Origin of the sequence: Flagellimonas myxillae (assembly GCF_023502235.1) — a bacterium.
Taxonomy (GTDB): domain Bacteria; phylum Bacteroidota; class Bacteroidia; order Flavobacteriales; family Flavobacteriaceae; genus Flagellimonas; species Flagellimonas myxillae.
Genome location: NZ_JAMFLY010000002.1, coordinates 660,528 through 686,532 on the forward strand (window position 1 = coordinate 660,528; position 26,005 = coordinate 686,532).

At 44.5% G+C, this 26,005-nt stretch carries 18 protein-coding genes; 11 read left to right on the top strand and 7 right to left on the bottom strand.

What is annotated here, in order from left to right; genetic code table 11:
* Positions 1-14: 14 nt before the first annotated feature.
* Positions 15-2,261, bottom strand: coding sequence for a GH92 family glycosyl hydrolase (locus tag M3P07_RS11365; protein WP_249970030.1), 2,247 nt, complete (start codon positions 2,259-2,261; stop codon positions 15-17).
* A 223-nt stretch (positions 2,262-2,484) separates the two neighbouring features.
* Between M3P07_RS11365 and M3P07_RS11370 the strand changes: the two genes are divergently transcribed.
* The 7 genes from M3P07_RS11370 to M3P07_RS11400 all read left to right on the top strand — a co-directional run bounded on the left by M3P07_RS11370 (position 2,485) and on the right by M3P07_RS11400 (position 12,201).
* On the top strand, positions 2,485-3,570 hold the full coding sequence (locus tag M3P07_RS11370; RefSeq protein WP_249970031.1) for a sensor histidine kinase: 1,086 nt from the start codon (positions 2,485-2,487) through the stop codon (positions 3,568-3,570).
* On the top strand, positions 3,570-4,283 hold the full coding sequence (locus M3P07_RS11375) for a LytR/AlgR family response regulator transcription factor (protein ID WP_249970291.1): 714 nt from the start codon (positions 3,570-3,572) through the stop codon (positions 4,281-4,283). The genes M3P07_RS11370 and M3P07_RS11375 overlap by 1 nt, the downstream gene beginning before the upstream one ends.
* Before the next feature lie 139 nt (positions 4,284-4,422).
* Entirely contained in the window at positions 4,423-6,771 is a 2,349-nt protein-coding gene (locus M3P07_RS11380) for a PSD1 and planctomycete cytochrome C domain-containing protein (RefSeq protein WP_249970032.1), read from the top strand.
* 2 nt (positions 6,772-6,773) lie between these two features.
* Positions 6,774-8,264 (top strand): DUF1501 domain-containing protein, encoded by a 1,491-nt coding sequence (locus tag M3P07_RS11385; protein ID WP_249970033.1) that lies wholly within the window; start codon positions 6,774-6,776, stop codon positions 8,262-8,264.
* Positions 8,261-9,298, top strand: coding sequence for an NHL repeat-containing protein (locus M3P07_RS11390; protein ID WP_249970034.1), 1,038 nt, complete (start codon positions 8,261-8,263; stop codon positions 9,296-9,298). The genes M3P07_RS11385 and M3P07_RS11390 overlap by 4 nt, the downstream gene beginning before the upstream one ends.
* 20 nt (positions 9,299-9,318) lie before the next feature.
* Complete coding sequence (locus M3P07_RS11395; RefSeq protein ID WP_249970035.1) at positions 9,319-10,146, top strand: chitobiase/beta-hexosaminidase C-terminal domain-containing protein; 828 nt, start codon at positions 9,319-9,321, stop codon at positions 10,144-10,146.
* A 9-nt stretch (positions 10,147-10,155) separates the two neighbouring features.
* Positions 10,156-12,201 (top strand): DUF2231 domain-containing protein, encoded by a 2,046-nt coding sequence (locus tag M3P07_RS11400; protein WP_249970036.1) that lies wholly within the window; start codon positions 10,156-10,158, stop codon positions 12,199-12,201.
* Here M3P07_RS11400 and M3P07_RS11405 read toward each other — a convergent pair.
* The 4 genes from M3P07_RS11405 to M3P07_RS11420 form a co-directional block, all read right to left on the bottom strand.
* A complete protein-coding gene (locus M3P07_RS11405; RefSeq protein ID WP_249970037.1) occupies positions 12,194-13,330 on the bottom strand; it encodes a formylglycine-generating enzyme family protein in 1,137 nt (378 codons plus the stop codon). The genes M3P07_RS11400 and M3P07_RS11405 overlap by 8 nt on opposite strands.
* Before the next feature lie 12 nt (positions 13,331-13,342).
* The gene (locus M3P07_RS11410) at positions 13,343-14,383 is read right to left on the bottom strand and encodes a UDP-glucose--hexose-1-phosphate uridylyltransferase (protein WP_249970038.1); all 1,041 of its coding nucleotides are present in this window, start codon (positions 14,381-14,383) and stop codon (positions 13,343-13,345) included.
* Positions 14,384-14,385: 2 nt separating this feature from the next.
* Positions 14,386-15,516 carry a galactokinase gene (gene galK, locus M3P07_RS11415; protein ID WP_249970039.1) on the bottom strand — a complete coding sequence of 377 codons (1,131 nt, stop codon included), beginning with the start codon at positions 15,514-15,516 and terminating at the stop codon, positions 14,386-14,388.
* 231 nt (positions 15,517-15,747) lie between these two features.
* Positions 15,748-16,077 carry a YegP family protein gene (locus tag M3P07_RS11420; protein ID WP_249970040.1) on the bottom strand — a complete coding sequence of 110 codons (330 nt, stop codon included), beginning with the start codon at positions 16,075-16,077 and terminating at the stop codon, positions 15,748-15,750.
* A gap of 283 nt (positions 16,078-16,360) precedes the next feature.
* Here M3P07_RS11420 and M3P07_RS11425 point away from each other — a divergent pair, with 283 nt between their 5' ends.
* Genes M3P07_RS11425 through M3P07_RS11440 form a run of 4 tightly spaced genes read left to right on the top strand, consistent with a single transcriptional unit; the run spans position 16,361 to position 21,345 of the window.
* Positions 16,361-17,365 carry a zinc-binding alcohol dehydrogenase family protein gene (locus M3P07_RS11425; protein ID WP_249970041.1) on the top strand — a complete coding sequence of 335 codons (1,005 nt, stop codon included), beginning with the start codon at positions 16,361-16,363 and terminating at the stop codon, positions 17,363-17,365.
* 29 nt (positions 17,366-17,394) lie between these two features.
* The gene (locus tag M3P07_RS11430) at positions 17,395-19,053 is read left to right on the top strand and encodes a UxaA family hydrolase (protein WP_249970042.1); all 1,659 of its coding nucleotides are present in this window, start codon (positions 17,395-17,397) and stop codon (positions 19,051-19,053) included.
* Positions 19,050-20,528: a tagaturonate reductase gene (locus M3P07_RS11435; RefSeq protein ID WP_249970043.1), complete on the top strand. Its 1,479-nt coding sequence runs from the start codon at positions 19,050-19,052 to the stop codon at positions 20,526-20,528. Before M3P07_RS11430 ends, M3P07_RS11435 begins: the two co-directional genes overlap by 4 nt.
* The gene (locus tag M3P07_RS11440) at positions 20,518-21,345 is read left to right on the top strand and encodes an amidohydrolase family protein (protein WP_249970044.1); all 828 of its coding nucleotides are present in this window, start codon (positions 20,518-20,520) and stop codon (positions 21,343-21,345) included. The genes M3P07_RS11435 and M3P07_RS11440 overlap by 11 nt, the downstream gene beginning before the upstream one ends.
* An 82-nt stretch (positions 21,346-21,427) precedes the next feature.
* On the opposite strand, the gene M3P07_RS11445 is transcribed toward M3P07_RS11440, so the two are convergent.
* Together M3P07_RS11445 and M3P07_RS11450 are read right to left on the bottom strand one after the other, a co-directional pair.
* On the bottom strand, positions 21,428-23,524 hold the full coding sequence (locus M3P07_RS11445; protein WP_249970045.1) for an alpha-L-fucosidase: 2,097 nt from the start codon (positions 23,522-23,524) through the stop codon (positions 21,428-21,430).
* A 2-nt stretch (positions 23,525-23,526) separates the two neighbouring features.
* Positions 23,527-26,004, bottom strand: a complete 2,478-nt coding sequence (locus tag M3P07_RS11450) for a hypothetical protein (RefSeq protein ID WP_249970046.1) — start codon at positions 26,002-26,004, stop codon at positions 23,527-23,529.
* Between the last annotated feature and the right edge of the window lies 1 nt (position 26,005).

Below are 26,005 nucleotides of genomic sequence, written 5' to 3' on the forward strand. Positions count from 1 at the left end.
TATTATCCTAGGTTTTAGGTGCCCCAATTTGTATTGGGCTCCGGGCCCATAAAAAATTCAAGTTTTCCTCCTGCCATCAATTCCTTATGGGTAATGTAGCTTCGCTCTAGCGGGGCTCCATTTAGTTTTACCGATTGGATATATTTATTGATGGGTGAGGTATCGTTTGCTGTTATTACAAATTCCTTGTTTTCTTCAACGGAGACCGTAACTTTTTCAAAAATGGGACTGCCCAGTTCGTACTGCCCTGATGCAGGATTCATGGGATAGAACCCCATGGCGCTAAATACGTACCATGCCGACATTTGCCCGCAATCCTCGTTCCCGCTTAGTCCATCGGGTTGGGTGCTGTACTGACTATCCAAAATTTCCCTTACCCATTCTTGGGTTTTCCATGGTTTTTTGGCCTTGTTGAACAAATATGCAATATGGTGGCTGGGTTCATTACCGTGTGCGTATTGTCCAATCAATCCTGATATGTCCACAGAAACATTGTCTCCCGAAATCTCGGAGCTTTCGGTAAAAAGCTGTTCCAATTTGTTCGAAAAGGCTTCAGGTCCACCATGCAATTCGATGAATCCGGGAACATCATGAAGCACAAACCAACTGTGCTGCCATGCATTACCTTCGGTATAGTCTGTATGTTCCCTATGATTGGAATGTTTTGGGTCGAAAGGTTCGTTCCAACTTTGCCCGTCCTCAGATTTGCCACGCATAAACCCGGTATTGGCATCGAATAGCTGTTTGTAGGCATTGGAACGGTTCAGGAAATATGTGTAATCTTCATCTTTGCCCAGCTCTTTTGCCATTTGGGCAACGCACCAATCATTATAGGCAAATTCCAGGCTAATGGTAACAGACTCGTCCAGGGAAGTATAGGGGATATAACCGAATTCCTTGTAGGGAGCCAGTCCCCGAATGTCTCCCATCATTGTGTTTTTTACAGCTTCATAGGCTATTTCCACATTGTAACCCCTTACCCCTTTTAGGAATGCTTCCGCTATCATGGAAACCCCATGATTCCCTGTCATGGTATTGGTCTCATTACCATAAAGGGTCCAAACCGGGAGTCTACCCTGCTCTTCATAGTATATCAGCATGGATTGCACAATACTGGAGACGCGTTCGGATTGCAGTATGTTTAACAGGGGGTTTTCTGCACGGAAGGTATCCCAAAGCGAAAGTGTGGAATAGGCTTCCCATCCGGATGCCTTTACAATACTGTCGTTCTGCAACCGAAATTCCCCATTGGTATCACTAAAAAGTACTGGGGCAATTTGGGTATGATAGAGGGCCGTATAGAAGATAGTCTTCAATGAATCCTGGGGCGTTTCAACCTTGATTTTGGAAAGTAAGGACTCCCATTTGTCATGGGTGTTGTTCTTAATTTCTTCAAAAGAATTATTGGTCCCATGTGCAGCCAAATTGGCCTCGGCATTTTCAACGCTTACCGAAGAAACCGCAATTTGCAGCTCCAACACATTTCCAGAGTCCGTTTTTGGGAAGAACTGGGCGCCGACTTTTTTTCCTTGCGCTACTTCCATGGATTCCAGGGGCTTTCCATCAGCTACAAACCCTGCTTCACCAATTGGATTGGAAGTTTTTATGACGAAGAACAGTTTTTGGTTTTTGGCCCATCCAGTACTGTGTCTATACCCCACAATGGTATTTTCATCCTTTAGGGTAATGGAACTTTGAATGGGGGCATCCCAATTTACAGCATAGCCTAAATCCAAAATGAAAGTGGATTTTTCCTGATTGGGGTAAGTGTATTTGTGAAAGGCTACATATTCGTTGGAGGTAAGTTCCACCTTGATTCCGGAATCTTCGAGATCAACCTTGTAGTATCCAGGTTTTGCAATTTCGCTTTCATGTGAAAAGGTAGAGGTGTAGGGCAGGCTATCCCTTTGTTTGCCAAAAAGACCTAGATCTACTTTCTTGTTGGTGGGCATGATCAAAAGGTCTGCCAAATCCCCAATTCCCGTTCCGCTGAGGTGAAGTTGCCCAAAACCGGAAATAATGGAGTCCGATATATGGTATCCAGAGCACCAGTCCCAACCACCTCTTCCGTTATCCGGACTGGGTTGAACCATACCAAAGGGTGCGGTGGCTCCCGGAAAAGTATGTCCATGTCCCCCAGTGCCAATAAAGGGGTCGACCAAATCAACCAGACTTTCTTGAGGGTCCAAATTCTTGGTTTCCTGGCAAGAAAATCCCAAGACCAAAGCAGCTACCAAAATAAATATCGTACTCCTGTTCATGGGTGTTCGGTGTTATTGGTATTTTTTATACTTTGCCTCAAAATTTATTTGATTTTCTTATAGTTGGTTTGGAATCCTGGGTTGGATCTGTGGTCGTGTTGGGTTAGAAAATGTATTTCTAAATATTTATAATTTTATCCTCTGGTCGAATAAAATTAGACCAACAACAAGCCCTAAAAGCTAAACAACAGAAAAACCGTACGATCAAAAAACACTGCTACTGATGTATATAAATGACAAATTAGAGGAACTCTTAAAAGTAGAATCCCCCCAGCAGTATAAAATAACATACAAGCACCACATCATATTTTGGGTTATCTATTTCTTACTCAACACCTTACGATGGGGGAGCATTCATAGTGATTTTGCACTGTCCTTAAAGACCAATTTGATTGGTTTTCCGATTCACATTGCGTTATCCTATTTCAATATTTACTTTCTGATGCCCAAATTTGTGTATACCAGAAAGTATGTGATGTACGCTCTTTTGGTAGTGGTCTGTTTGTTTGTTATGCTGTTGGTAAAGTTTAATCTGACCTATTATCTGGTCAGTACCAATGTAATGCCCGAAAGCCCTGAATATGTGGACAGCCTTACCCTGAATTACGCTATTATTACAATGTTTGGGGAACTGTATGTGGTTGCCTTTGCCACGGCGATAAAGGTAACCGTAGATTGGCTTCGGGAACACAGCAAGCTACATGATCTGGAAAAACGTCAGTTGACCACGGAACTGAAATTCCTGCGCTCCCAAGTTTCCCCACATTTTTTCTTCAATACTTTGAACAATATCTATTCCCTTACCCTGGAGAAATCGGACAAGGCACCCGAGGTAATTCTAAAACTTTCTGGATTAATGCGATACCTGCTTTACGCAACCAAAAAGCGAAAACAGGATTTAAAAAGTGAGATAGATTGCATCCAAAACTATATAGACTTGGAACGGATTCGTTTTAACGATTCCCTAGAGATAGATTTTGGAATTTCCGGGGATTTGGAAAACAAGGAAATTGCACCCATGCTTCTGGTCCCTTTGATAGAAAATTGTTTTAAGCACGGAGCCAGCAAAAACATTGGGGATATGAATATCACAATCGATATCAATGTCGACGAAGATTTTTTGTATTTTAAGGTGTCCAACACCATCCCAAAAAGGGATACCAATAGCAAGGTGGCAACCCGTGGAGGAGGTATTGGACTTTCCAATGTGAAGAAGAGGTTGGAGCTGGGGTACGACCCCAATAATTATGAGCTTTCTATCTTTGAAAAGGAGAAAATGTTTCATGTGGATTTAAAATTAAAAGTATGATGGCCTTGAGAGTGATAATTATTGACGATGAGCCCTTGGCAATCAACGTGTTAAAAAATTATGTCGAGCAAGTGAGCCAACTAGAGTTGGTACAAACGTTTTCCAATGCCATCGACGCCAATCTGTTTTTGCAGGAAAACGAAGTGGACATTATTTTTCTCGATATCAATATGCCCATTTTGGATGGGCTCAACTTTTTGGAATCCCTGAAGGTTACGCCCATGATCGTAATTACCACTGCCCATGAGGAATACGCTTTAAAAAGCTTTGAATTGGAAGCTATTGATTACTTGGTCAAGCCCATTCCGTTTCCTAGATTTTTAAAGGCCATCAATAGGATTATTGGATTGAAGCAGGGAGCTTCCAATTTTGCACACTCTGGTAATGAGAAACCAAGTATTTTTGTAAAGGTCGACAAGAAGAAGCTTCAAAAGATTTTTATTGATGAGATCGTGGTGGTCGAAAGCTTGAAGGATTATATCAGGATTAAGACCACATCCGCCAAATATATCATCCACAAGACGCTCGGCAGTTTTACCGATGAACTTCCGTCGGATAAATTTCTAAGGATTCACCGCTCGTATACCATTGCCATTGATAAGGTGGAGTCCATAGAAGGGAACAGTTTGGAAGTTGATGGCATCCGATATACCATCGGGCGAAGCTATTTGAACGAGGCCAAGAGCCGGATTCTTAACGATACCATGAACTAGACTGCATCCTGTTGATTCACAGGTGGTTTGTTGATATTTTATTCACACAGCTTTCGACATTTGTTATTGGTCGAAATTTTTTAGGAAAAATCAGCTTATCTGGGTAGCTTCATGGCAAACGCTATTAAATTCATTGGGCATGTCCGCTACCTCAACCAAAAAAGGAAGAATTTTATGGGTTAATCTGTGTCTGATATTGACGGTTGTCCTCGTCAGCTGCCAAACCAAACGCGGCGAGTATGCCTCGATATCAAACGACGAATCCAAGGTTCAGATTCCAGATTCCATTGACTTTTCATTTCATATTAAGCCCATTCTCTCCGATCGCTGTTTTGCTTGCCATGGTCCCGATAAAAATGCCATTGAAGGAGGCCTTTCCCTAAACCAGGCCGAAGATGCCTATGCGGCCATTGGGGAAAATAAGGATAGATATGCCATTGTGCCAGGGGATTTGGAAAAAAGCGAGTTGGTCAATAGGATTTTTAGCGAAGATCCCAATTTGGTAATGCCGCCCCCGGAGTCCAACTTATCACTGTCCTCTTATGAAAAAGAGCTGCTAAAAAAATGGATTTCCCAAGGCGCCGTGTTCAAAAAACATTGGGCTTTTGTGCCACCAGAGGATAAAGATGTGCCCCAAGTTGAAAACGATGGTTGGAGCCAGAACGAGATAGACAAGTTTGTGCTTAAGAAGTTGGAGGAACAAGGGTTTGAGCCGTCCAAAAAGGCTTCAAAGGAGCAACTGATCAGGCGAACTTTTTTCAGTATTACGGGTTTGCCCCCAAATGTGGATCAGGTAAACAATTTTCTACAGGACGATAGTCCAGAGGCCTTTGAAAAAATAGTGGATTCCTTACTACAAACTTCGGACTATGCCGAATATATGGCTGCTGACTGGATGGATGTGGCCAGATATGCCGACACCCATGGGTATCAGGACGACTTTGAACGTGTTATGTGGCCTTGGAGAGACTGGGTAATTCATGCATTCGGGAAGAATATGCCCTATGATGAATTTGTGACCTATCAACTGGCGGGGGATATGATTCCGAATGCCACCAGTGAGTCCATTTTGGCCACAGGATTCAATCGAAACCATAAAATAACCGCGGAAGGAGGGGTTATCCCTGAGGAGTACAGGATAGAATATGTGGAAGACCGAACCAATACCTTTGGAACCGCCTTTTTGGGGTTGACCTTGGAATGTTCCCGTTGCCACGACCACAAATATGACCCGGTAAGCCAGGAGGAACATTTTCAGTTGTTTGGATTTTTCAACAATGTGGATGAAGATGGCCTAATGGCCAACGCCAGGGTAATTCCGAAACCCTTTATTACTATTACAGAGGAAGAAGCCAATGGCGTATTGGATTTTGTGAACATGACGAAGTCCAATTCGGAAATCAAGGTTATGGTAATGGAGGACATGCCAGAACCTAGAAACACTTTTGTGTTGAACAGGGGCGTGTATGACCAGCCCACTGATCAGGTATTTCCTGATACCCCTGAGGCTATTTTAGCTTTTCCGGAAGACTTGCCCAAGAATAGACTGGGCTTGGCAAAGTGGCTGTTCCATGAAGATAATCCATTAACTGCCCGCGTGGCGGTAAACCGAATTTGGCAACGGATGTTCGGAAAGGGTCTGGTAGAAAGTTCGTATGATTTTGGAAATCAAGGAGCCTTACCTTCCCATCCAGAATTGTTGGATTACCTGGCCATCAAGTTCAGAACCGAAGGTTGGGACATAAAGCAAATCACAAAGTTCATGGCAATGTCCGCTACCTTTCAACAGAGCAGTGAAATCTCAGAGGAAATGAAGGAAAGAGATCCTGAGAACACCTATTTGGCAAGGGCCACGAGGCTCCGGTTAGGCGCTGAGATGATTCGGGACCAAGCACTGAAAATTAGCGGTCTTCTAAGCCCAGAAGTGGGAGGTCCAAGTGTTAAACCGTATCAGCCCGAAGGAATTTGGGAGGAAACAACCGGCGGTGGCGGCGGAAGTACGGCAAGTTATATACAAGGCAAAGGTGAGGACCTTTATCGAAAAAGTTTGTACACCTTCTGGAAGCGAACGGTTCCCCCGCCCAGCATGATGACCTTTGATGCCGCTTCCCGAGATTTGTGCAGTGTAAAAAGACAGGAAACCAACACCCCCTTACAAGCATTGGTCCTATTAAATGATCCTCAATTGATCGAAGCTGCAAGAGCGATGGCGACTACAGCGACAGGGGTAGGGGAAATCCAGGACCAAATACGGTTCATATTTCAAACTGCGACCTCAAGAATTCCCGATGAGGAGGAAATGGAAGTACTGAAGGGATTCTATACCAATGCCCTGGACAAGATTAAGGCGGGGGAAATAGTCCCCGAAGAATACCTGTCGATTGGAGAATATAAACCCGATTCGGAAATAGCCCCTGAAACCCTAACTGCGTTGGCATTGACAGCGCAGACCATATTTAATTTGGATGAAACCATCACAAGAGGATAGTCATGAGTGAGAAGAAAATATTGGACAACAGTGCGGTTAATTTAAACAGGCGAACGTTTCTTGGAAAATCGGCCCTTGGTATCGGCGGTGTTGCCCTAGGTTCCCTTTTGGGCTGCAATTTTTACAGGAAGGAAGGAGAATTGCTTACAAAAGCCGACAATCCTATGGGCATCAAGGGAATTCTCAACTCCCCACACCATGCCGCAAAAATTAAAAGGGTAATCTACCTGTTTCAAAGTGGAGGCCCATCCCATCTGGAATTGTTTGATTACAAACCCTTGTTGAACAAACGTAGGGGAGAAGATTTGCCTGAATCTATTCGTAATGGCCAACGATTGACAGGAATGACTTCGGGACAAGATAAATTTCCGTTGGTAGGTTCCCAATTTGGGTTTCAGCAATATGGAAAAAATGGAACTTGGGTCAGCGACTTACTACCCTTCACGGCCAAAATGGCGGATGATATCTGCGTGGTAAAATCCATGTATACCGAAGCCATTAACCACGACCCGGCGGTTACTTTCTTTCAAACGGGATCACAACAACCCGGAAGGCCCAGCATTGGTTCTTGGTTGAGCTATGGTTTGGGCAGTGAAAATAAAAACCTTCCCGCGTTTACCGTCCTACTCTCTCGTGGAAGTGGTAGGCCTGCCGGCCAACCCTTGTATACCCGATTATGGGGCAATGGCTTTTTGCATTCCTTGCACCAAGGCGTCCAGTTTAGGGCGGCCAAGGATCCTGTCCTGTATTTGAACGACCCCAAGGGAATTTCCAAAGCCACCAAACGGACCATTTTGGATAATCTTGCGGAGTTGAACGAGAAACAGTACAAGGAATTTGGGGATGATGAAATTCAAAGTAGGATTGCCCAATATGAAATGGCCTATCGTATGCAGACCTCAGTACCGGAGGTAATGAACACCGATAAAGAACCCGACTACATTTATAAAATGTACGGCTCGGATGCCAAGATTCCCGGTACCTATGCCGCCAATTGTCTTTTGGCAAGAAGGTTGGCCGAACAGGATGTCAGATTTATTCAGTTGTACCATATGGGATGGGATCAACATGATAATTTACCGGATGCGATTGCGAAACAGGCCAAGGATGTAGATCAAGCCTCGGCAGCTTTGATCGCTGATTTGAAGCAACGTGGAATGTTGGATGAAACCCTGGTGATTTGGGGAGGAGAGTTTGGTAGAACCAATTACTCCCAAGGGATATTGACGGATACCAACTACGGCCGGGATCATCATCCCAGATGTTTTTCCATTTGGTTGGCCGGAGGTGGCATAAAGCCCGGGATAGTTTATGGCGAAACGGATGAGTTTGGCTATAACATTGTGGAAAACCCAGTGCACGTTCATGATTTCCAAGCCACCCTCTTGCATCTTTTGGGGATAGATCACGAACGATTGACCTACAAATACCAAGGTCGTAGATTTAGATTAACGGACGTGGAAGGCCACGTCGTCAAAGATATTTTAGCATGATGAAACGAAGACAGTTTATTGGAAAAAGTGGCCTAGCCGGTTTGGGATTGGCCTCCATGGGTTCCCTGTCCTTTACGGACCACAGGATGCAGGATGCCATAATTGGACATGGGTCGCACCGCTACAAGGTGGATGTAAATTGGGGAAAACTCAACGATAAGGAGTTCCCTGTTAAGGATTGCCATGAAATGGTACAGGATGCCAAAGGGAGAATTATCCTGTTGACCAACCACACCAAAAACAACATATTAATTTACGACCGATCTGGGAAACTTTTGGATTCATGGGGCACCGAATATCCCGGGGGACATGGGCTTACCCTTCATGATGAAAACGGAACAGAATATCTATACATCTGCGACAACAACAGGCACGAGGTAATTAAAACAACATTGGACGGAAAGGTAATTCAGGTATTGCCATTTCCGGAGGAAAGTGGAAAATATCAGAAAAAAGAGGAATACGTCCCAACGGAGACAGCCATAGCGAGCAATGGGGATATCTATGTGGCAGATGGGTACGGGGCACAGTACATTACCCACTATGATGCCAAAGGAAACATCAAAAACATATTTGGCGGGAGAGGAGAAGAAGACCATCTATTTAACAATGCCCACGGAATTTGTATCGATGATAGGGACCCAAACAATCCGGCACTGTTGATCACAGCCAGACAACAAAACAAACTAAAGCGTTTTTCCTTGGATGGAGAGCATTTGGGCACCATTGATTTGCCAGGAGCATATATATGCCGTCCGGTGATTCACAACAAACACGTTTACCTGGCCACCATTTGGTCGGGTGATGGATCTGAGGGCACCGGTTTTGTTTCCATTTTGGATGCCGACAACAAATTAATTTCGGCCCCGGGAGGTAGTACACCGACCTATGTGAATGGGAACTTGGAACACATGCACCAGACCTTGAAGATTTTTAGGCACCCTCATGATGTATGTATTGACGATGATGAAAACATCTATGTGGCCCAATGGAATTCTTGGAATACCTATCCCATAAAATTGACAAGGGTATAATGGGGCAATTGTTTAAAAGAATGAAACTGCCCTGGACTTTCCCAAACCAAATTGGCCTGTTTTTAACTGGCGTATTGGTTGTGTCCCTGATTGCTTGTAAATCGGACAAGACGGATTATTTAAGTGCAAATTCTGTTCAGTTGGCACCGCCCAGTATTACGGTTGATTCAGCCCTTTTTAAGGATTCGGCCCTGCTTCAATTGCAATTGGCCGAACCCGATGCTGTCATTCGATACAGCTTGGATGGTAGTGCGGTAACTGAAGATGACCTGATCTATTCGGAACCAATTCAGCTCACCAATACGGCAGCAATTAAGGTAAAGGCGTATCATCCACAGTATGCGGCTAGTGAAGAGCAACAAATGCATGTGCGCAAGTTGGCCCGTGATATTTCTAGAGCCACTGCTGAAGTAGATCCAGAACCCCATACCAATTATCCCGGTAACGGCGCATTATCATTAATTGATGGCCAAAAAGGGAGCTTAAATTTTAGAAAAGGGGGCTATTGGCTAGGTTTTCAAGATACCCAACTGACTGTTCGCTTAATTTTTGAATCCGAAATTGAGGTAAGTCGGGTAATCATTAGCATACTTCAAGATCAGGGCTCCTGGATTTTCGCCCCGCAATCCATATCGGTAGGCTCCAACGGATTGGAACTAGGTTCAAAAACACTGGAAAATAGTTCAAAAGAAGGGAAGAAAGCCCTTGAATATATTGAAGTGCCCATCAACAAAAGCAATAACCAAGAATATACCATCACCATAAATCCACTAGCTGAAATCCCAGATTGGCATCCGGGGAAAGGCACTCTTCCGTGGACATTCATTGATGAAATTATGGTGGAATAAGCTGTTTACATGCAATTAGGAAACTTACACCCTCTTTTTGTCCATTTACCCATTGGCATTTTGCTGATGGCATTTTTGATGGAACTGTACTATCGGAAAAAACCGGAACCCAAAGACAATGGTATTGTTTTGTTTACCCTGGGCATAGGAGCTATAAGTTCCTTGCTTTCCATTATTACCGGATGGTTTTTAGGGGATAACGGGGGATATGATGAGCAATTGCTAGACCAACATCGATGGATTGCAGTTGCATTTTCCGTGGGTAGTATAGCACTGTTTTTTCTGAAGAAATCTTCGGCAAACCAGGCCCAAAAGTTCTACCTGCCCTCCTTTGTTGTGGTGTTGGTTCTTTTGACACTGACGGGCCATTACGGCGGAAGTTTGACCCATGGTGAGGACTTCTTGTTTGCCACCAAATATGAGGAGCCCGTAATTGAAAATGTGGAAAAGGCAGCCGTGTTTTCGGAAATCGTACAGCCCATTTTGCAACGCAAATGCGTGAGTTGCCATAACGCAGGCAAAGCAAAGGGAGGATTGCTGCTGGAATCAGAAGGGAATTTGATGGCCGGGGGGGATTCTGGATCACTACTGGATTCACTGGAGCAAGAAGGAATGAGTTTGTTGATGCACCGTTTGCATTTACCTGTTGAAAATGAAGAGCACATGCCTCCCAAAGGCAAGGTGCAACTTACCTCCGAAGAAGTTATGCTATTGGAATGGTGGATGGAAAACAAGCATTGTTTTGATTGTTTGGTCGAGGATCTACACCATGAAGGGAAGTTGACCTCCGCTCTGGAAGCGCTGGAAAAAGATACCTCATCCGAGGCATTGCTGGCAGATGAAGTGGATGAAGTTCCGGAGGATTTTATAACCCTTTTGTCCCAAAACGATATATCGGCCCAGTTGGTTTCGGAAGAAATGCCACTGCTTTCCGTGAACTTTTTAAAACGGAAGAACCTTTCCGAAGCCGATTTTGAACTTTTGGTAAGTTATAAGGAGAATGTGGTAGGGTTAAATTTGGGCCATACCAATTTGGACGATGAACTCATCAAGCAATTGAAACCATTTAAAAACTTGATCAAACTGCAGTTACAGCATACCCAAATAACCAATGCTGGCCTCAACGAGATCAAGCGATTTAAATTACTGGAGTCCCTAAATTTATATAGTACAGAAGTGGATGATGCCGGATTGGACCAATTGTCCAAGCTCTCCAAGCTTAAAAAGCTCTTTGTTTGGCAAACCCCAATGACCTCCGAAGGTTTAGCGGCCTTCAAAGAGCAACACCGGCAAGTGGAAATTCAAGGACAAATTGCAGATAGCGTTTTTGCCGCAAGTACCCTAGGGCCGCCTACCATTGTTGCCGAGCATGAAATTTTTATGGATTCCATTCAAATTTCCCTGGAACAGTTTTTCGATGGGGCCAAACTGCACTATGTTTTGGAGGACTCCCAAAACGACACCTTGCCCAAGGAATATACAGGACCCTTTTACATCAATGAGACTACGACCTTGAGAACATTTGCTACTTTGGAAGGATGGGAACCCAGTTTGGAAAGCACGCGGAACTTCCTAAAAAGTAGGGTGGAAGTGGACAAGGTAAGCTTGGGCACCACACCTCATCCCAAATACAGCGGAAATGGTGGGGAAACACTGATCGACTATTCCAGGGGCACCATTAATTTCGTGGATGGCAGATGGTTGGGTTTTGAAGGCAAGCACATGACTGCAACCGTTGAGTTCAAGGAGCCAACCGTTGTATCCCGAATCGCGGTGGGAAGTTTATCGGTTCCGACCAACTGGATTTTCCGTCCAGTGGGGTATACGGTTTGGGGTTCTGTTGATGGTCAAAGTTATACGCGATTAAAGTCCATTGACCTTCCGCTAACTGCTCCTTCAATCGACATTGAGCGCCTAGTTTATGACATTGAAATTCCTCCTACAATCTTGAAGAAAATAAGGCTAAGGGTTAAGAGCCAGCTCAAAAATCCGGATTGGCACCCTTCCCCTGGAGGTAAGAGTTTTATTTTCTTGGACGAATTGGTATTTAACTAGGATTTTTATCCTTTGGCTTGGCATCCAATACCGTTCTAAAGCCCAAATGTTCCAAAGCTGAGTCCAAGCTAGTTGCCATTCTGGCGGAAACCCTATAGCTGGCACAATAGGAAGCGCTGCACAAAAAAGAACCTCCCTTGATGACCTTTTCCACTGCATAAGGATTGTTGCTATTGAAGGCCCTGGTCGCACCTTTGGGATTGTGTTGGGTTTTGCCAGTGGCGGCTTGTTCCCTATAATAATTGCTATTGTACCAATCGCTGGTCCATTCCCAAACGTTACCGGCCATATCATGGAGGCCATATCCATTGGAAGGATATGACATTACTGGTGCCCTTCGTTCATGGCCATCTTCTTGGTCGTTGGTGCGTGGAAATTCCCCGGTCCAAGTGTTCGCATTATTGGAAAGGGTTTCAGCGGAATCGCCCCAATAGTGGATACCTGATGTATTGCCCCCTCGTGCTGCATGCTCCCATTCGGCTTCCGTGGGTAATCTTCTTCCTGCCCATTCACAATAGGCAATGGCATCTTCGTATGCTATATGCACCACAGGCTCATTGTCCTTGCCCTTTATGGAGCTTCCCGGGCCATTGGGTTGTTTCCAATTGGCGCCAACGGTCCATTTCCACCATTGCGAATAGTCTTGTAAGTTGGTTACTACCCCCATCCTAAAAACCAAGGAACCCGGTTGTAAAATGGAATCATGGGGCTTGGGAGTTCCCGCAGGGAGTTGTTTTTTCATTTCCTCCCAATCTATTTTTCGTTCAGCCAGGGTAATGTATCCCGTTTCTTTGGTAAACTTGGCATATTGGGCATTGGTCACCTCTGAAATATCCATAAAGAACCCATCTACGGCAACAGGATGACTGGGCTTCTCATGACCCATGGACATGTGGTCACTAGATACCGCTCCCTGATTAAAGGAACCTCCTGGAATCCATACCATTCCCTCTGGAATTTCAGTGCCCGTCGGAATCTCAGTGATTACCGGAATGGATTCTTCAATTTTTGATGTTATCTGATTGTCCTGATTCTTTGGAGTTACTGATTTTTCTTTGCAACTGCCCAGCAATACGGTGATAGAAAGTAAAAGGATGCGGGTGTTCCAAATTAGTTTTCCAATTTTCATGCTTTCTTCTTTTTATTGATGACTATAATGGATTTGGGGTAATTCCCTTAAACTTTTGGCAGCCATTTCAGCCGTAATATCGCGCTGGGGGTTACCGAACATCTCGTAGCCCACCATAAATTTCTTTACTGTAGCTGAACGTAGTAAGGGCGGATAAAAGGACATATGAAAATGCCATTCGGCATGCTCTTTATTATGAGTTGGGGCTTGGTGTATTCCAGCAGAGTAGGGGAACGAAACTTCAAATAGGTTATCGAACTTTATGGTCAACCCCTTTATGATGGCGGCAAAGGAGCGCTCTTCCGAAGCATTTAGTTCTCCGATGTTCGTATAGTGCTTTCTGGGAATGATCATGGCCTCGTAAGGCCAAGTGGCCCAAAAGGGAACCAAAGCCACAAAATCCTCGTTTTCCAGAACGATTCGCTCCTTCGATTCGAGTTCCTGTTGCAGATAGTCGCCCAAGAGGCTCCTTCCATTTTTTTGGTAATAGGCTAGTTGCGTGGCCGTTTTTTTTCTGGGTTCTTCCGGAATAGTGGATTGCGCCCAAATTTGTCCGTGGGGATGAGGGTTGCTACACCCCATGATATCTCCTTTGTTTTCAAAAATTTGGACATGGTTGATTGCTTCCATTGCCCCGAGTGCAGCATACTCGTTTTTCCAAAGCTTGACCACATCGGTGATGGCGTCCACTTCCATTTGCGGCAAGGTTAAACTATGGTCTGGAGAAAAGCAGATTACCTTGCAAATCCCCTGCTCCGACTCGGCCTTTAGCAGCCCTTCGTTGTAGTTGACCTGCGGTCCATCCATTAAAATAGCGCCAAAATCGTTGGTAAAGGCAAAAGTGCTTTTGTAATCTTCATTGACTGCTCCATTGGCCCTTGTATTTGTGGGGCAGAGATAGCAGTTTGGGTCGTATATGGGTCTTTGGTCCGTTGCTGATTTTTCAGTTTTGCCTTGCCAGGGTCTTTTGGTCCTGTGCGGTGAAACCAAAATCCATTCCCCGGTAAGGATGTTGTATCTCCTGTGCGGTTGTTCTGATAATATCTTTGGCATCTTTAGATTGCTTGTTTAACACCATCCCCGATGGCTACCGTAAATGGACTGAGTTGGATGTTGAATTCTTTGAAATACGCTTCCGAACAGGCTGCAATGAATGCTTCTTCCGAATCCTTGTGCACCAAGTTGATGGTGCAGCCTCCGAAGCCGCCGCCCATCATTCTTGCACCTATAACGCCATCAAATTCCTTGGCAACCTCCACCAAAAAATCCAGTTCTTTACAACTTACTTCATAGAGATTGCTCAGTCCATCGTGGGACTCAAAGAGCTTTTGTCCAAAAGTAATCAAATCTCCAGCTTGGAGTGCGTCGCTTGCGGTGATTGTCCTGTTATTTTCCTGAACAACATATAAGAGTCGATTATAGGTCTTGGGTGGTAAACTGGATTTCAATTCTTGGATGATATCCACGGGTACCTGGGCTAAAATTGTTTGTTCTGGATATTTGTTTTGAACAGACTTTAGTCCATTTTCGCATTCTTGGCGACGAAGGTTGTACTCACTAGTAGCCAAATTATGGGAGACGTTTGTGTTCAGCAATACAATGGAATATGGACCCAGATCAGCAGGAACATATTGAAAAGACAAGTCGTTACAGTCCAAGCGAATGAGTTTTCCCTTTTTACCCCGGACCACGGCAAATTGGTCCATAATTCCGCATTTGGTTCCTACATAATGATGTTCGGCATCCCGCGCCATTGTAATGATCTCGTCATCCGTAAGTCCAATGGAAAAAAGGGTGTCCAGGCCTTTGGCCACGCCACATTCCAAAGCTGCGGAGGAACTCACCCCAGAACCAATTGGGAGGTCGCTCTCCACCACACAATCAAATCCTTGGATTTTGCCCGGATAAGCCTGACATATAAAATGGACTACGCCTAAAAAGTAATTGTGCCATTCCTGTTCACTCACTTCAACCTTGTTGATGTCAAACTGAAAATGGGCATCGAAATTTTTGGAGTAACAGTTACATGTGGAGCTGTTGTTTTTTCTAAAGTGTAGCTTCACTTTTAAATTGATTGCCGCTGGGAGGACTTGGCCTCCATTGTAATCCAAATGTTCCCCGATCAAATTAATTCGTCCGGGAGATTGGATAAGTACTTCAGCTTCAAAATCTTTGTGGTTGGACATGCTATACGATGGATTTGTATCGGTATGGGTAATTGTTGCTTATTCCGAGGCTAATTTCAAGTTTTTTTTGCTATTGGTCGCCTTAATATTCTCAAAAAAAGATTTGATTTTGTGATTTCGTCGTTTTAAAGACGTTGGGATGCCATAATTATGCAGTCATCCAGATGGTGTCAAAAAAAAACAGCCCATGATGGGCTGTTCCTAAAACATTGAATTTTAATGTTTATGCGTTTATGAGTTGTCCTCAGTATCTGCACCAGGGGCATTGCTTTTAACGGATGCAATCCCATTTTCCATAGCCGAAGTACTGGAGTACATTTCACTTGCCCCAATAACTTGTCCGTTGGAGGCCTTTAGGTTGAAATAAGGACTTCCGTCTTTGGCAGTTTTTCTGTCGTATCGATTGTCATCTTGGGAATTTGTTTTAACGGATTCAATCCCGTTTTCGCAAGCAGCCTTGGTGGTGTATGCTTCACTGCTAAGAATTACTTGGCCGTTGCCTGCTTTTAAATTGAACCTAAATTGCCCTGATTTGTCTGTTTTAATTTCGAATTTACCCATGGTGTAGTATTTTTTAATTGTAATAAAACTAAGTTTTTTATTAAAACTATGCTAATAAGACACAGCAATATTTTGGAAGTCACAAAAGAATATCAAATTAGGTGCAAACCTTGAGGGAAGCCCATTTCTGGGAGAATATATCCAAAAGACCTACCGTTGAATTGCGAATCTCGTAAAAAGACTGGGATTTTGATCATGTTCTTGAAATCACCGTTCAGAAGGGTTACATTAGATTGTTAATTAGATCAACAAAAGGAGATTCGTTTAAAATTCCTTTTCTTCCATGAAATATATCGTTTGCGAGCAGCCAGGGACTTTTAGTTTGAAGCAAAAATCAATGCCCAAAAGAAAACAAGGTGAAGCCTTGTTGAAAGTGCACAAAATTGGAGTATGTGGAACCGATATACATGCTTATGGTGGCAACCAAGCCTTTTTTACCTACCCCAGGATTTTGGGCCATGAATTGGCCTGCGAAGTGGTGGAAGTGGATGAGGACAATAGGGTCAAGGTAGGGGACCAAGTTGTAGTAGTGCCCTATATTAATTGCGGAAATTGTATTGCCTGCAAGAATGGAAAAACCAACTGTTGTTCAAACATAAAGGTAATCGGGGTACATGCGGATGGTGGAATGCAGGAGTACATTACCGTGCGTACGGATTTGCTACTAAAAGCAAACCATCTTTCCCATGATCAAATGGCCATTGTGGAACCTCTGGCCATAGGAGCGCATGCGTTAAGAAGGGCCAACCTACAAAAAGGGGAGTACGTTGTTGTTATGGGCTGTGGGCCCATCGGTATAGGAATGCTCAAGCTTGCCCAGCTTGCCGGGGCCATTCCAATTGCGTTGGATATGAACCCGAACAGGCTTCAATTCGTTCTGGATGAAATAGGAATCGAACACATGGTAAATGTATCGGACAACCCTGTGGAACAGGTGGGTCAAATTACTGGGGGCGATTTTGCAACTGCTGTGTTTGACGCCACAGGGAACCAAAAAGCCCTGGAAAGCGGACCGGATTACATGGCCCATGGCGGACGATATGTCTTGGTAGGTCTGTCCAAGGTGGACCTCACCTTTAACCATCCGAAGATCCATGCCAAGGAGAGCTCCATCCTCTGCAGTAGAAATGCCACTTTGGAAGATTTTGAATACGTAATGAATACCATAGAAATCTTTCCGACCAGCTCGTTTATTACCCACGTTGCGGATTTTGACCAGATGATCGCACAATTTGACAGTTGGACAAAACCAGAAACAGGAGTGATCAAGGCCATGATCCAGCTTTAGTATGAAACCAACCAAAAACCAAATATAAAATGAGCGTTAAAAGTTCATACATACAAATTGACCCACGCGACAACATTATTGTGGCGATCACTGATCTGCCCAAAGGCCTACAGGTGCAGATAGGTGGGCATTCCCTGATATTGGGAGAAGACATCAAGGCAAAACACAAGTTTGCGCTTAACGATTTTCAAGTAGGTGATGAGATTTATATGTACGGAGTCTTGGTGGGCAAGGCCACTTTGCCCATTCTAACTGGGACAGGTATCAACACGAATAATGTAAAACATGCTTCGGCCCAGTTCGAAAACAAAAATCACCAATACCAATGGAGCGGCCCAGATGCTTCCAAGTTCAAGGGAAACACCTTTCTAGGATATCATAGGGAAGACGGGCGCGTAGGCACCCGTAACAATTGGCTGGTAATACCGCTCGTTTTTTGTGAAAACCGCAATATTGACGTGCTGGAAAGTGCCTTGAGTGCATCTCTGGGTTATCCTTCCAGAAAGGACTATGGAGTAAATACCCAAGCCCTGGTGGACAATTATAAGAATGGGGCTACGGAAGAGGAACTTTTTAAGGTATCGCTCCATTTAAGCCAGGAGGAAGTGACCCAAAAGAGGGTCTTTCCCAACGTGGACGGCATAAAATTTTTAAGGCACGACGGTGGGTGTGGAGGCATTCGACAAGATTCCGAAGTGCTTTGTAAATTATTGGCAGGGTATATCACCCACCCTAATACGGCAGGTGCCACGGTGTTGAGCCTAGGATGTCAAAACGCCCAAATTGAAATATTACAGAAATACATCAAGGAGATAAGTCCAAATTACGATAGGCCGGTATTCTATTTGGAGCAACAAGAGAGCAAAAGCGAGCGGGATTTTATAGAGACCGCGGTCAAAAAAACCTTTGTGGGCATGTCCAAGGCCAATGGGACAAATAGGAAACCTGCACCCGTGAGCAAATTGGTATTGGGATTGGAGTGTGGTGGCTCGGATGGGTTTTCGGGTATTTCGGCGAATCCTGCCCTGGGCTACGCCTCAGACCTTTTGGTGTCGCTGGGCGGTTCCGCGGTGTTGTCCGAATTTCCAGAGCTCAATGGGGTGGAACAAGAACTCATCAATAGATGTGAGTCTGAAAAAGATGCCCAAAAATTCACGGAACTCATGCGTTCCTATTCCGATGCTGCTGTGGCCGTGGGTTCGGGTTTTGAAAACAACCCCTCTCCCGGAAACATCAAGGATGGCCTAATTACCGACGCCATGAAATCCGCAGGGGCTGCGAAAAAAGGAGGCACCTCCCCGGTGGTGGGTGTTTTGGACTATGCAGAGCCGGTTACCCAACCTGGTTTAAACCTATTGTGTACCCCTGGCAACGATGTGGAAAGCACCACGGGTTTGGCCGGATCGGGTTGCAACATGATTGTGTTTACCACAGGTCTGGGTACCCCGACGGGAAATCCATTGGCACCCGTATTAAAAATGTCCAGTAATACCAAGCTCTACGAAAAGATGACCGATATTATTGATTTGAATGCTGGAACCGTAATAAGTGGGGAGCATTCAATAGAAGACATGGGGGAGCATATTCTGGAACACATAATTAAAGTGGCCAGTGGAAGCACTTTGGCCAAGGCCGAGATCAATGGTCAAAATGATTTTATACCCTGGAAAAGAGGAATATCCCTATGAACGATCAGTTGAACAGAAAAACGGTTCAGGCAAATACGTATCCAATCCGAATCCTTCAATTTGGGGAAGGTAATTTTCTTAGGGCCTTTGCAGATTGGATGGTTCATGAAATGAACCAAAAGGCAAATTTTGAAGCCGGGGTGGCGGTAGTGCAGCCCATAGACCGCGGGTTGATAGATATGCTCAATGGGCAAGATGGACTGTACACCCTCTATTTAAATGGCATAAAGAATGGCAGGGCGCAGAGCAAACATCAGGTGATCGATTGCATACAAAAGGGTATTGATCCCTATGCAAACTATTCGGAATATCTGGAAGAAGCAACCAATCCCGAGCTCAGGTTTGTGTTTTCAAATACTACGGAAGCAGGAATCTCGTACAATCCCGACGATAAATTTGGAGATGCGCCTCCAAGCAGTTTTCCAGGTAAACTGACAGTATTTCTGCATCATCGGTTCCTGCATTTTAAAGGAACTCCAGACAATAAGGGACTCATCATCATTCCATGTGAATTGATCGACAGGAATGGGGATAACCTGAAGAAGATTATTTTGCAATATGCCCAAAATTGGAATTTGGGAGCGGACTTTATAGCGTGGATAAACAAGGAGAATATATTCTGCAATACCTTGGTTGATAGAATTGTTCCGGGCTATCCCAAGGCCAAAATGGATGCAATTACCAAAGAATTGGGATATCACGACAACTTGGTCGTGGAAGGAGAGATGTTCCACCTCTGGGTCATTGAAGGGCCTGAAAGCGTAAAGCGCGAATTCCCAGCACAAACCGCAGGCTTGAACGTTATTTTTACCGATAATATGAAGCCCTATAGGACCCGAAAGGTCCGCATTTTAAACGGGGCACATACCAGTTTGGTTCCGGTTGGGTATCTATTCGGGATAGACAAGGTTCGCGAGTCCATCGAGGATAAAACAGTGGGGCGATTTTTAAAGGATGCCATTTTTGGCGAAATCTGTCCTACTTTGGAATTGCCCACAGATGAACTTCATGCGTTTGCCAATGATGTATTGGACAGGTTCCGCAATCCTTATTTGGAACATGCCCTGATCTCCATTTCCCTTAACTCCATATCCAAATACAAGACCCGGGTTTTGCCCTCAGTATTGGGATATATCCAAAAAGAACAGAAATTGCCAAAACGGTTGTTGTTCTCTTTGGCCGCGCTCATCGTTTTTTACAAAGGGGACAGGAATGGAGAGACTATCCCATTGAACGATAGTCAGGAGTTTTTGGACTTTTTTGCCAAACAATGGGCTTCGAATGCGAACAATTTACAGGTATTGACCCACGAAGTGCTTTCGAAAGAAGATTTTTGGGGATTGGACCTTACCAAATATGAAGGTTTGGAGGCTGAAGTTCTGTACAATCTTCAACAAATAACCACGCACGGAATGAAGACCGCTTTGGACAAATTCCTGGATTCAAACTTTAATACCCAAGAGAATGATAATTGATTCCCATCAGCATTTTTGGAACTATGATGCCGAGAGGCATGCTTGGATAGATGATGAAATGGCAAACATCCGGCGTAGCTTTCTACCCGAGGAACTGAAGAAAACCTATGCGGAAAACAACATCGATGGCTGTGTGGCCGTACAAGCCGACCAAACTTTGGAGGAAACCGATTTTTTGTTGGACCTCGCCTCTGGGAACGATTTCGTGAAAGGAGTTGTGGGATGGGTGGATTTAAGGAGCATTTCAGTGGAAGAAGACTTGGAAAAATACCAAGGAAACCCATTCCTAAAAGGATGGAGGCATATTGTACAAGGGGAGCAAGACCATAACTTTTTACTACGACCCAACTTCACAAATGGGATTTCGCTTTTGGAGAAATATGGCTATACCTACGACATCTTGGTATTTCCCCATCAATTGGGTGCGGTCCTGGAATTTGTGAAGCAATTTCCCAACCAAAAGTTTGTGATTGACCATATAGCCAAGCCGTATATCAAGGATGGTTACTATGACGGATGGGCCGTGCTCATGCAAAAAATTGCAGAACATGAAAATGTACATTGCAAACTTTCGGGAATGGTAACTGAAGCGGACTACAAAAATTGGGAAGCTGATCAATTTACCCGCTATATCAATCTGGTGCTAGAGGCCTTTGGCCCCAAACGGATCATGTACGGTTCCGATTGGCCGGTATGTCTGGTGGCAGCAAGCTATCAACAGGCAATGCAGTTGACCACGGATGCAATTTCCGGCTTAAGTGAAAACGAGCGGAATCAAATAATGGGAACCAATGCCTTAGCATTTTATAACTTGTAACCTCATCTCCAGGGCAGTTTTTGTAGACTGAATAACTAACTGCCCTAGTGATGAAGCATAGGGTCAAACGGAATAATCCTATCTACTTTGTGATAACCCCAATTTCACCAAGGGTTGCCGTAAAGTCTTCGCCATGGACCTTTGTTCCTTTCAATTGAATATAACGTCCTTTTACAGGATTGAATTCAATACTTTGCTCTATTCTATTGTTGACCACGTTGCCAAATTCGCCTTCCGTGACCTTGTTCCAATTTCTTGCATCGGAGCTAACGGCAAATTCATAATGGGTGATAATCCCGAAAGGGTATCTGGCTTGCATGGGCAAATAGGTGAATCCGGCCAAGTTGTATTCCTGTCCCAAATCGATAACGATGCTCTGCGGAGTCGACGCTTCTTTTTCAGTGGCCCAAAAGGTGTTGGGTCGTGCATCTATGACTTTTTGGGTTTCCTCAATATTCCCGGAAGAAACACGTAGTACTTTCCAATGTTTTTTGGAAATATCCAATCTTTTGGTTGCTGTCGCCGAACTTTGGTCGTTATCTGGATCTACCGCTACAGCCTTGACCACGGTGGGTGAGCTTAATTCAAAAGCTTGTTCGTACAGTGTTGAAGATGAGGTTGGGTTGGATCCATCCAAGGTGTAGTAAATGGCAGTATTCTTGTCAGGAACTTCAATATTGACCAAGCCGTCCCTACTTCTGGAAATTTTCGGAGGTACCAACAGGTTGGGAGCCCTGTAGACTTCCAAATTGGAAATAGCCAAGGGGCCTTTGGCCTGTAAAAAGTCAATCTTGATTTTAGAGGCTTCCACTGTATCAAACTTTAGAATGCGCTTGTAGCCAATTGTGGTTTGCTCTGTGATTTCTTTCCACCGACCATCGATTTCTGCCGCTATAGTATATTTCATCACCCGTTGCCCCAACGGGATATATTCTTGGAGCAAGATTCGGTTGACTTCTGTGGGCTGTTCAAATTCCAGGGTCAAGGAAGCTTGGGTAATGGAATCGTTGGTGGCCCAATACGTATTAGGATTACCATCATTTGCCTGATCGGCACCAAAGCTGGAGCTTTCTCCACGAACATCCGAGGCAGTAGCCAAAACGCCTTTAGCCAGATCAACTGCAAAATCCTTGTCCAATTGTTGCCTTAGCGCCTGAAGTTGTGCTACATCTTTTTCATGGACAAGACCCCTATTGTCCACGGGAAGATTGAGCAATAGGTTTCCATTTCTACCTACGGAATGATAGTAGATGTCCAATAAATGGGGAAGCGATTTTACTTGATGGTCTTCCGAAGCATGGTAATACCATCCCGGGCGAATTGAGACATCAATTTCAGCGGGCAACCAATGGGTGCCGTCCTCGTGTCCGGAACGCAGTTCCACATATCTTGGCCATCCTGGATATATCTCATCCCTTCTCATGATACTCCAATTGGTCTCATTGGCCCATCCTTCTTCGTTACCCACCCAACGGACATCCGGTCCTGCATCGCTAAAAATTACTGCATTGGGCTGTAGCTCCCGCACCATGGCAGTAACCTTGTCCCATTGATAATAGGTTTTATTGTCGATTTTTCGAGTTTCATTGGCACCGCCATAATACCCGGAACCACCGTTGGCCCCATCGAACCAAACTTCAAATAACTCCCCATAATTGGTTAGCAATTCCCGGAGCTGTTCATGGTAGTCCGCAACATATTCGGGTGTGCCGTAATCTTTGTGATTTCGGTCCCAAGGTGAAAGATATACCCCAAACTTGAGCCCGATTTCCTTACAGGATTCAGAAAGGTCTTTGATCAAATCGCCCTGTCCATTTTTCCAAGGTGAATTTTTAACCGAATGCTCGGTGGTCTTGGTAGGCCAAAGACAAAATCCATCGTGATGCTTCGCCGTAATTATGATACCTTTCATTCCAGCTTCTTTCGCAACACGGGCCCATTGCTGGGTGTCCAGCTCCGTTGGGTTAAACTGCTCTGGGGACTCTCCGCCCAGACCCCATTCCATATCTGTAAAGGTATTCATGTTGAAATGGATGAATGCGTAATACTCCATATCGTGCCAGGCGAGTTGTCGTTCCGAAGGAAGTGGACCAACAGGTTTTGGAGGTTCCACATTAGAGCAGGAGGCAGCAAAAACCAAGGCTCCGATTGATAAAATTCTAAGTGCGATTTTGTTCATGGTTATGATTGTTTAGCTGCCACCTCCTCTGGATGGCCGGCCGTTTTTAGTTCTAATTTTAAACTTGCCTCTTCTGTTCCATGGAATTGACAGTCGACTTGCAGGGTATTGTCTCCCTTGTTTATGGTCCATTGTCCGGCATCCATGGGGATGCTCCTTATCCGGTTCCAAGTTTTGGAATAGAGCACCGCCTCCTTACCTCCGTTATATTTGAGATACTGGCCGGGTTGAAGGGTAACCTCCAAGGAATTCTTTTTAAATCCATTGATTTCAACTGTAATGTGGTTGACAGTGTTCCCTTTTGCACTAAGGATAAATTGCAGGGGTTGTTTTGTGTTTGTATTGTTGAGGTCAAAGGAAGACCAGATGGGTTCCCCTGGTTGGCGAACCTTGAATTTATGCTCGAAACGGTACACTTCGTATGGAATTAGATCCCAGGAGTCTTCAGAACTGCTTTCCAAAGTAAACTCATTTCCAATGTCCTCCATACGCTTCTTTTGATCCTTTGAAAACACCTTTGACATTCTAGCCTTTTCCCATTGCTTTATCTTCTCCAGAATTTGGTCGCCAAACCCATTTTTGGAGATTAATTCGGCTGATGTCACCAAAGCATAACCTGCGTCAAAACCAGCACTCCGGGCCAACATCCATTCAATATCCTCGAGGCTTGTGTTTTCGTGCATGCTGAACCAGCCCAACATTCCGGGAATGTAATTCCGTCGGAAATAATCTTGGTTCAATAGGCGGTATGCGGTTTGACTTTCCCTAAAGCCAGCATACCAGGGTTCTCCCCAATTCATTCTTGTAAACATGTGCCAGAAATAATGCTCCGTATTGCTGGCATCCATGATGTAATTGTTCTTAATGTCCGGGTTTAGTTTGGAATACCATTCGTTCACAAAAAGTTGTTTTCCGTAGGCGCCCATTCCGGTGGAGTTATTGCCTTCCAATCCGTCAAACGAAATTTGCTTAAGTCCCGTTTGGTTGAACAAATCGGCAATGGTGCTTGCCATCTCTATGGAAAGAGCGGTATTCGTCAAAAATGTTTTGTAACCATGATCGGCCAATTTAGCAATACCTGCTCCTTTTTCATGGGCTAGTTTTGAAGTCCCAAACGCACCACGTTCACAATTCAAAAGTTTCCATGGAGCTTGTTCGGATACCGATTCATACCTAATGATTTCCTTGCCTATGACGGCCGCATGAAGGTTGTTGTTCTTCATTTGGTTGAAATAGGTCGGATCATCTATTTCAATGTCTTTCGCATCTTGATCTATGGACTGTGATAAACTTGAGATCCCTACTTTGGCCAATCGGTCATCCGGGATGGGGCTTACATACGGATCGTTGGTGGTTATAAAATTTGAAAGGGTATGTACCCCCATGGCAATGCCTTCTTTCTCCGCTTTTAAAACACAGGCTTTCATGCTGTCCCAATTTTCTGGGAAAGCGTCCTTTTTGAGGTCAAAATGACCCCAATTTTCAAACGGCCCAGGATGGTACAGATATTTTAGTCCAGCTTTTTTGGTCAGTGCAATGGCCTGATCCACGGTTTCAGCAGTAAAATCCTGGATTAAATACGAAGAACTGGCCTTCGGTGCCCGCTTTCCCCAAACGCCATCCAGCATTGGGTGTGGAAGTCCTTCCTCCAATTCTATGGCTTCAATGGTATTGAGGACATCCTCGGGCAGGCAACCAAAAAGGGCAATCTTGGAACCGATAATTCCTTCGTCCTTATAGGCGGGAGCTATATATTTCTCATGATTCATGGTGGCCACTACCCGATCTTTCGTCCTATTTCTAGTATAGGCCTGCAAAGAGCTTCCATAATCTTTGGGTTGTGCGGTATGTCCTCTATAGAGAATGTTCAGGGAATCGGAAACATCAACTAAACTGGTGGTTCCAAAAATATCGTAGGAAGGAGTGGAATCGTCGGTGTTCTCAGGAACTCCACCTAGTGTCCTTATGTTGAGTGCCTGAATACCAATAGCGAAATCAGAGTTACGAACAACTCCGACCGTTTCCCCTATGGTTTCTTTTATTGTGGTTTCAAAAGGTCCCCATTGTACCAGTTCTATTTTGTCTTCATGGGTTACGGACGTCAGCTCGAAGGTTAGATACCCCGTTTTAAATTGCGTTGTTACCTTGGCTACAATGTCATTTTCTGGATAGGTAAGGGTGAGGGTTTTCCTTTCCGGGTCATAGTTACAAGTAGCCGGCTGCACCAATGCTCCGTTGACCTGAATAGACAAAATGGGTCGGTCACCTTCCCCAGAAAAAGAATAATTGTTGCTTTTGATTTGATCCACCAGTTCCACCACTTTTCCTTGTCCATCAAGTCCCAGCTTAAAACTTTCTGTTTCCAAGGACAATGGCGCCTGTCCAGTACAACCAATTATCAGAATTGGTAAAATAAGTCCTGCGAGTTTGGACCATACATTTTTCTTAAGGGGAACAGCTAACTTAGTGTTGGTCTTCATG

Excerpts from the sequence above, each read along its gene's own strand:
- M3P07_RS11365 (WP_249970030.1), bottom strand. The coding sequence starts at position 2,261 with ATGAACAGGAGTACGATATTTATTTTGGTAGCTGCTTTGGTCTTGGGA.
- M3P07_RS11370 (WP_249970031.1), top strand. The coding sequence starts at position 2,485 with ATGTATATAAATGACAAATTAGAGGAACTCTTAAAAGTAGAATCCCCC.
- M3P07_RS11375 (WP_249970291.1), top strand. The coding sequence starts at position 3,570 with ATGGCCTTGAGAGTGATAATTATTGACGATGAGCCCTTGGCAATCAAC.
- M3P07_RS11380 (WP_249970032.1), top strand. The coding sequence starts at position 4,423 with ATGTCCGCTACCTCAACCAAAAAAGGAAGAATTTTATGGGTTAATCTG.
- M3P07_RS11385 (WP_249970033.1), top strand. The coding sequence starts at position 6,774 with ATGAGTGAGAAGAAAATATTGGACAACAGTGCGGTTAATTTAAACAGG.
- M3P07_RS11390 (WP_249970034.1), top strand. The coding sequence starts at position 8,261 with ATGATGAAACGAAGACAGTTTATTGGAAAAAGTGGCCTAGCCGGTTTG.
- M3P07_RS11395 (WP_249970035.1), top strand. The coding sequence starts at position 9,319 with ATGAAACTGCCCTGGACTTTCCCAAACCAAATTGGCCTGTTTTTAACT.
- M3P07_RS11400 (WP_249970036.1), top strand. The coding sequence starts at position 10,156 with ATGCAATTAGGAAACTTACACCCTCTTTTTGTCCATTTACCCATTGGC.
- M3P07_RS11405 (WP_249970037.1), bottom strand. The coding sequence starts at position 13,330 with ATGAAAATTGGAAAACTAATTTGGAACACCCGCATCCTTTTACTTTCT.
- M3P07_RS11410 (WP_249970038.1), bottom strand. The coding sequence starts at position 14,383 with ATGCCAAAGATATTATCAGAACAACCGCACAGGAGATACAACATCCTT.
- galK (WP_249970039.1), bottom strand. The coding sequence starts at position 15,516 with ATGTCCAACCACAAAGATTTTGAAGCTGAAGTACTTATCCAATCTCCC.
- M3P07_RS11420 (WP_249970040.1), bottom strand. The coding sequence starts at position 16,077 with ATGGGTAAATTCGAAATTAAAACAGACAAATCAGGGCAATTTAGGTTC.
- M3P07_RS11425 (WP_249970041.1), top strand. The coding sequence starts at position 16,361 with ATGAAATATATCGTTTGCGAGCAGCCAGGGACTTTTAGTTTGAAGCAA.
- M3P07_RS11430 (WP_249970042.1), top strand. The coding sequence starts at position 17,395 with ATGAGCGTTAAAAGTTCATACATACAAATTGACCCACGCGACAACATT.
- M3P07_RS11435 (WP_249970043.1), top strand. The coding sequence starts at position 19,050 with ATGAACGATCAGTTGAACAGAAAAACGGTTCAGGCAAATACGTATCCA.
- M3P07_RS11440 (WP_249970044.1), top strand. The coding sequence starts at position 20,518 with ATGATAATTGATTCCCATCAGCATTTTTGGAACTATGATGCCGAGAGG.
- M3P07_RS11445 (WP_249970045.1), bottom strand. The coding sequence starts at position 23,524 with ATGAACAAAATCGCACTTAGAATTTTATCAATCGGAGCCTTGGTTTTT.
- M3P07_RS11450 (WP_249970046.1), bottom strand. The coding sequence starts at position 26,004 with ATGAAGACCAACACTAAGTTAGCTGTTCCCCTTAAGAAAAATGTATGG.